The following is a 5,297-nucleotide window of genomic DNA, read 5'->3' as shown; positions in this document are numbered from 1 at the left end:
ACTCCACCCCGCACCTCAGCCACCCCGAGTCCCTGCCCGACCGCGAGACCACCGCCACCCTCCTCCACCGCCTCGCCAGAGGCGCCTTCGACGCGGCGGCCGCCCGGGACGGCGGCGACTGACCCGCCTGCCGGCAACCCGCTCAGCGGCGGAGGGCGGCGTCCAGCTCGCGGATGAACGCGCCCACGCGCCCCCCGCCGGGCGGCGCCACGGGCAGCCGTCCGAGCACCGCCACCACCGCCGGCGGCGCCTCGGCCCGCGCCCGCTCCAACGCCTCCGCGCCCACGTTCCCGACCTCGCCGACCGCCAACTCCTCCGCACGCGCGGCGTGCGCGGCAGCGCCGAGCACGTGCTTCACCTGGTGGGCGCTCGCCCGGGGATGCAGATACGCGGCCGCCGCCGCGTGGCTCGCCGCCCGCGCCGCGTCGACCACCGCCGCTTCCCCCTCCCGCGCGGCTGCCTCCCGCGCCGCGTGGTGCGCCGCCCACGCCCGCCGCCGCAGCTCCGCCGTACGCCGCCCACCGGCGGCGAACACCTCCGCCGCCTCCACCGCCTCCCGAGCCCGCGCGTCAGCGGGCGCCCCCGCCTCGAACAGCGGCAGCACCCGCCGCGCGGAGGCGGACGCGAACCCCGCGACCCCTCGAAGCTCGTCCTCGCTCAGTTCGATGAAACCCGGTTCCGTCGCCACGCCCCCATCCTGCCGCGCGACGCCCGGGGCGGGAGGGGCCAACAGGCCGACGACCGTGTTCACTTCAGCGGATCTTGGCGGCCGTGGCGGGCGGCCGTACTCGGGCCGGCGCGCAACAACCTTCCGACTGCCAGGCGTTGACTACCCGCCCTGTCCGAGGGCACTCACCAGGCCGGCGACGAGGGCGGCGCGTTCCGGCATGGCGTTGACCTCCAGGTACTCGTGGTCGGCGTGGGCGCCGCCGCCGACGGCGCCGAGGCCGTCGAGGGTCGGGACGCCCAGCGCGGCCGTGAAGTTGCCGTCGCTGCCGCCGCCGACGTGGTGGCCTGCGATGCCCGGCATCAGGCGCGTGGCGAGGGCGAAGAGCCCGGCGGACGCGGCCGGCGGCATCGGCGGCCGGCCGACGCCGCCCGTGACGGTGACCTCCGCCCCGGGCAGGTGGGGCGTCAGCGCCGCGAACGCGGCCTCGACGCGTGCCTTCTCCGCCTCCGTCTCGACTCGCACGTCGACGGCGATGGTCGCCTCGGCGGGCACGACGTTGTCGAGGGTGCCGGCGGAGGCGACGGTCGGGGTGACGGTCGTGCCGACCTCGGGACGGCCGAGCGACGCGATGTGCAGGACCTGGTGGGCCGACTCGACGAGGGCGTTGACCCCGGCTTCCGGTTCCAGACCGGCGTGCGCGGCCCGACCGGCGACGGACACCTGGAAGTTGCCGCAGCCCTTGCGCGCGGTCTTCAGACCGCCGCCCTCGGCGGCGCCCTCCACGACCAGCACGGCACCGCAGGCCAGTGCCCGCTCCTCGACGAGCGCGCGGGAGTGCTGCGAGCCGACCTCCTCGTCGGCGGTGACCAGGAGCTCCACGCCGGACCGGTCGTCGAGCGACGCCAGGCCGTGCACGGCCTGCACAACGCCGCCGAGCATGTCGAAGACCCCGGGCCCGGTCGCGCGACCGCCCGCGACGCGGAACGGCCGCCGGGCGAGCGTGCCGAGCGGGAACACCGTGTCGTGGTGGCCGAGGACCAGCACCCGGGGGTCCCCGCCGCCGGACCAGTGGACGTGCGGTCCGGCCGGGCTCTCCACGAGGACGGCGCGGCCGCCGAGGCGGTTCTCGATGACGGCGGCGACGGTCTTCGCCGAGGCCGCCAGCGCCTCCCGGTCCCGCGACGGCGATTCCACCTCGACGAGGGTTCTGAGGTCGTCGAGCATCGCGGCGACGTCGAGGTCGCCGACAGGCGGTGGTGTCATCCCGCCAGGTTAGGGCCTGTCCGGCGTCAGTCCGAGTTGAGCCAGACGAGGACGCCGGGGCCGTCCGGCGTGCTCACCGGTATCCACGCCTCGTCGGTTCCGTGCATCCGGTTCTCGTCCAGCCGCAGGGTGTGCGGCTCCTCGTCGCGTCCGTCGCAGAACCAGTAGGGAACGTCCTCGACGATCAGGCGCAGCCGCTCCCGTTCCTCCGTCGACCACGAGTGCTCGCGGGTACCGGCGCCATGGAAGTGCTCCTCGAACAGTTCGCGCAGCGCGTCGAGCGCGTCGGGGCCCGTCACCGGGACGAGGAAGCCCTCCAACCGCCCCTGGCGGCAAGCGGTTCCGCCGTACTGCTGCTGGTAGACGACGCCCGTCGGGGCTTCGACGATCACGTGGAGCCACCCGCCGTCCATGCCGTCGGGGTCCAGGTAGACGTATCGTCGAGCGCTCATGCCGCCAGTCTTGCCGTCGGCCGTCGACGACTCAACGGCATTTCCCGTCCAGCGGCAGCTCGCCAACGGTCTGGCCGCCGCTCCTCTCGCCGGTCGGCCGGAAACCGAGACCGAGGTAGAAGCGCTCGGGGCCGTCCTCGCCGGGGTGCCAGGTCGTGAAGACGCGTGTGCCGCCGCGGCGGTGGACCTCGGCGGCCACCGACTCGACCGCGAAGCGCCCGTAGCCCCGGCCCTGTTCACCGGCCGCGATGTTCAGCCGCCACAGCCCGGAGCGGAAGTCGGTGCCGTCGCCCCGCCAGTCGATGCCGAGGAACGCCATGAGGAAGCCGACGGCCCGGTCGCCGTCGAGGATGAGGCGCGGCCACGCCGTCCCCTGGTACGCGTACGCCTCGGCGAGGGACTTCGCCACGGGCGCCACGAGGTGCTCCTGGTCCGGCCGCACCCGTAGGTCGACTGCGAGGTCGACGTTGTCCGGCGTGATCTCCACGAGTCGCGGCGCGTGTGTCGTACGGCTCATACACCGACCGTAGGCCGCGCCACCCCTCCGACGCGCGCGAGTTTCCGGCCGGTCCGGCGTCAGCGGAGGAGTTCGTGGGCGAGGAGGTCCATCAGGAGGCCGTCGTGCCAGGTGCCGTCCGCGCCGCGTTCGTACTGGCGCATGACGCCGACGGGCTTGAAGCCGACCTTCTCGTAGCAGCGGATGGCCGGGGTGTTGTCGGCGGCCGGGTCGATGACCAGGCGGTGGTGGCCGTGGTCGTCCACGAGGTGGGCGGCGAGCGTGCGCACGGCGTCGGTGCCGAGGCCGCCGCCGTGGACGGCCGGGTCGAGGAAGACGTCGATGCCGGCGTGCCGGTAGTCCGGCTCGTCCTCGGTGTACCACTGGATCATGCCGACGATCCGCTCCTGGTGGCGGATCGTCAGCGAGCGGACGTCCGGATCCGACAGGTCGGACCTGATCTCCGCCTCGAGGTCGTCCTCACCCCGCCACCGGGCGCGCACCTCGGGCGTGGCCCGGATGGCGGCCAGGGCGGGGACGTCGTCGTCGGTGGTGGGCCGGAGGGTGACAAGGGCGCCGCGCAGCACGGTCATGTGTCGGCACGTTAGGCGAACCCGAGCGGAGGCGCCTCCGAATAACGGCCCGCCGGTCGAGGTGGACGAGGGCACGGGAGCGCATTCACGTCTCCCTCACCACGATGAGGGTGTAGAGAGCCGGCAGGACGACGATCACGGTGAGAGCCAACGTCAGGCCGATCCGGAATCCGTCCTGCGCGGACAGGGCCAGCAGCAGGCAGCCGACCGCCCCGATCGCCAACCAGCAGACCGTCTGCACGAACAGCTTGAGTCGCGGCCGACCGTCACCCAGGGCGGACCACAGGACCAGTCCGGCGCCGCTCCAACCCAGCAGCGCCCACATCGCGAGTTCCCTTGCGGCGTTCGGGGAGCTACCGCTGTACTCACCGTCGACCGCCACTCCCACGGTCCGGCCCCGCCACACGGTGAGTTCGGCGTGTCCGCCGCGCTCGGCGACCTCGTACACCGGCTTGCCGACCTTCCGCCACACCGTGTCGCCCGAGGGAAGCAGGAGCTTCACGCGATGGGTGGTGTCGCCGCCGTGGGGACCGGACCGGTAGGTCCTCTCCTTGTCCAGGACCTCGGCGGTCAGAGAGTCGAGACAGGGCCGCTGCGGCGGTGCCGCCGCGGTGGATGCGCTCGGCGGACACGGTCCGGCCCCGGCATAGGCGACCGTCTCGCGATACGGCCGGTCCACCTGCCCGACGGCAAGCGTGAGAAGCATCGCCCCGAGCAGCAGCACCAGCAGCCGGACGAACACACGCGCGCCGGACCCCATGCACCCTCCCTGCGCGCCCACCTACCCGGATCGTCGCCGACCAGTCATCCGCGGGGGACGAGGCGGAGTCGAGCCGCGTCCGGTACGTCTGAGGTCGTGTGGGTTCGCGACCTGGGACCGACGTGGGGAGGTGGCCCCGGCGCCCACTCTGAGGCCGTGACCGAGCTGACAGGGCGATCACACGCACGACGGCGTGGGCGTCGACGCACGCGTCCGCCCGAGGAAGGCTCGGCGGCGTCTCGCCCAGGGCCTAGTCCAGGCGTACGCCCCGGGTGGCGAGGTACTCGACGGGGTCGACGTCGGAGCCGTAGTTGCGGCTGGTGCGGATCTCGAAGTGGAGGTGGGGGCCGGTGACCCGGCCCGTCGCGCCGGTCTCGCCGAGGCGTTCGCCGCCGTCGACGCGCTGGCCGCGCTGGACGTCGACCGCCGAGAGGTGGGCGTACAGCGCGAAGCGGCCGTCGTCGAGGCGGATGAGCACGGCCTCGCCGTAGTCGCCGTACTCGCCGGCGATCTCGATCGTGCCGGGGCCGATCGAGTAGACGCGGGTGCCGGTGTCGACGGCGAAGTCGACCCCCGTGTGGTAGCCGGCGAGCCAGTCGCCCTTGATGCCGTAGGGGGCGGAGACGGGGGAGCCGGCGGTCAGCGGGCGGGTCCACAGGCCGGCGGGGACCTCGCCGCGTACGCCGCCCGGGCCGCCGCTCGACCAGCCGACGGCGCGGCCCGCCGCCAGGGCCGGGACCAGCCCGGCCAGCAGCACCCCGCCGCGTAGCAGCAGTCCCCGGCGGGAGGTCGCGCTGGCGCGGGCGGGTTCGGGAATCCCGTGGTGGTGCTCTGTGCACATGTGTGTGTCCTCCTGTGCCGGGTCTCACTGGCAGGCTGTGCCGGTTCTCACAGGCAGGACACGGCAGGCCGGCGGTTCGCGCATCTTCGAGGGGCCGGATCGGAGGAGGGGTGCCACCTCGGGGCCTCGACAACAGGCCTGTGGCACGGTGCAGTTGACAGCACGTTGCGCGGAGAGCGCTGGCGTGCCGTACAGGTGAATGGAGTAAACCAATCCTGGCGG

Annotated in this window: 7 protein-coding genes and 1 pseudogene; 1 reads left to right on the top strand and 7 read right to left on the bottom strand. The window is 73.9% G+C overall.

All coding sequences use genetic code 11. The features are described 5' to 3' along the window. A pseudogene (locus GL263_RS20760) lies at nucleotides 1-122 on the top strand (TetR/AcrR family transcriptional regulator); the annotation flags it as partial. A gap of 20 nt (nucleotides 123-142) precedes the next feature. Here GL263_RS20760 and GL263_RS20755 read toward each other — a convergent pair. The 7 genes from GL263_RS20755 to GL263_RS20725 form a co-directional block, all read right to left on the bottom strand. Further along, nucleotides 143-688 carry a putative immunity protein gene (locus tag GL263_RS20755; protein WP_182857247.1) on the bottom strand — a complete coding sequence of 182 codons (546 nt, stop codon included), beginning with the start codon at nucleotides 686-688 and terminating at the stop codon, nucleotides 143-145. A 141-nt stretch (nucleotides 689-829) separates the two neighbouring features. Beyond that, on the bottom strand, nucleotides 830-1,933 hold the full coding sequence (locus GL263_RS20750) for a M20 family metallopeptidase (RefSeq protein ID WP_182857246.1): 1,104 nt from the start codon (nucleotides 1,931-1,933) through the stop codon (nucleotides 830-832). 26 nt (nucleotides 1,934-1,959) lie between these two features. Beyond that, nucleotides 1,960-2,385, bottom strand: coding sequence for a DUF6210 family protein (locus tag GL263_RS20745; RefSeq protein WP_182857245.1), 426 nt, complete (start codon nucleotides 2,383-2,385; stop codon nucleotides 1,960-1,962). A 31-nt stretch (nucleotides 2,386-2,416) separates the two neighbouring features. Then, on the bottom strand, nucleotides 2,417-2,902 hold the full coding sequence (locus GL263_RS20740) for a GNAT family N-acetyltransferase (protein ID WP_182857244.1): 486 nt from the start codon (nucleotides 2,900-2,902) through the stop codon (nucleotides 2,417-2,419). 59 nt (nucleotides 2,903-2,961) lie between these two features. Continuing rightward, nucleotides 2,962-3,474 carry a GNAT family N-acetyltransferase gene (locus GL263_RS20735; protein ID WP_182857243.1) on the bottom strand — a complete coding sequence of 171 codons (513 nt, stop codon included), beginning with the start codon at nucleotides 3,472-3,474 and terminating at the stop codon, nucleotides 2,962-2,964. Between the two features lie 85 nt (nucleotides 3,475-3,559). Beyond that, nucleotides 3,560-4,234 carry a hypothetical protein gene (locus tag GL263_RS20730; RefSeq protein WP_182857242.1) on the bottom strand — a complete coding sequence of 225 codons (675 nt, stop codon included), beginning with the start codon at nucleotides 4,232-4,234 and terminating at the stop codon, nucleotides 3,560-3,562. Nucleotides 4,235-4,484: 250 nt separating this feature from the next. Beyond that, nucleotides 4,485-5,075, bottom strand: coding sequence for a M23 family metallopeptidase (locus tag GL263_RS20725; protein ID WP_182857241.1), 591 nt, complete (start codon nucleotides 5,073-5,075; stop codon nucleotides 4,485-4,487). Nucleotides 5,076-5,297: the final 222 nt, after the last annotated feature.

The sequence above is a fragment of the Streptomyces durbertensis genome (genome assembly GCF_014156695.1).
GTDB lineage: Bacteria > Actinomycetota > Actinomycetes > Streptomycetales > Streptomycetaceae > Streptomyces > Streptomyces durbertensis.
This window is presented reverse-complemented; position numbering and strand designations above follow the sequence as displayed.

Excerpts from the sequence above, each read along its gene's own strand:
- GL263_RS20750 (WP_182857246.1), bottom strand. The coding sequence starts at position 1,933 with ATGACACCACCGCCTGTCGGCGACCTCGACGTCGCCGCGATGCTCGAC.
- GL263_RS20745 (WP_182857245.1), bottom strand. The coding sequence starts at position 2,385 with ATGAGCGCTCGACGATACGTCTACCTGGACCCCGACGGCATGGACGGC.
- GL263_RS20740 (WP_182857244.1), bottom strand. The coding sequence starts at position 2,902 with ATGAGCCGTACGACACACGCGCCGCGACTCGTGGAGATCACGCCGGAC.
- GL263_RS20735 (WP_182857243.1), bottom strand. The coding sequence starts at position 3,474 with ATGACCGTGCTGCGCGGCGCCCTTGTCACCCTCCGGCCCACCACCGAC.
- GL263_RS20730 (WP_182857242.1), bottom strand. The coding sequence starts at position 4,234 with ATGGGGTCCGGCGCGCGTGTGTTCGTCCGGCTGCTGGTGCTGCTGCTC.
- GL263_RS20725 (WP_182857241.1), bottom strand. The coding sequence starts at position 5,075 with ATGTGCACAGAGCACCACCACGGGATTCCCGAACCCGCCCGCGCCAGC.